Origin of the sequence: Mesorhizobium sp. M4B.F.Ca.ET.203.01.1.1, from assembly GCF_004791025.1 — a bacterium.
In the GTDB taxonomy this organism is placed as follows: Bacteria; Pseudomonadota; Alphaproteobacteria; order Rhizobiales; family Rhizobiaceae; genus Mesorhizobium; species Mesorhizobium abyssinicae.
On record NZ_SRUO01000094.1, the window covers coordinates 1 to 386 of the forward strand.

At 68.9% G+C, this 386-nt stretch carries 1 protein-coding gene; it reads left to right on the top strand.

The features are described from left to right. Positions 1-70 precede the first annotated feature (70 nt). Positions 71-386, top strand: a 316-nt coding sequence (locus EN846_RS33785; RefSeq protein ID WP_189587195.1) for a TIGR00366 family protein, incomplete at its 3' end; no start/stop codon positions are given.

Consider the following 386-nt stretch of genomic DNA (forward strand, 5'->3'; position numbering starts at 1 on the left):
GACCAATAGGTGGCTGACAGCCTGCACCCCACCGCCCAGAATCGATCCATCGAACCTGGGAGGGTAGGCGATGGCCTCGACGGCAGCAGTACAGGACGGCTGGATGGCGCGCGCAGCGCTGCGCTCGGCCGCGTGGGCGGAAAAGTGGTTCCCCGATGCGTATGTGTTCGCGGTGCTGGGCGTGGTCATCGTCGCGCTGGCCGCGATGGGCTTCGGCTCGACCCCGCAGGCCACTGCCAGCGCCTTCGGTGACGGCTTCTGGAGCCTGATTCCCTTCACCATGCAGATGGCCTTCGTGGTCATCGGTGGCTACGCCGTGGCCACCGCGCCGGTGGTCGCGCGCTTCATCGACTTCCTCGCCCGGGTGCCGCGCACCGGTCGCGGGG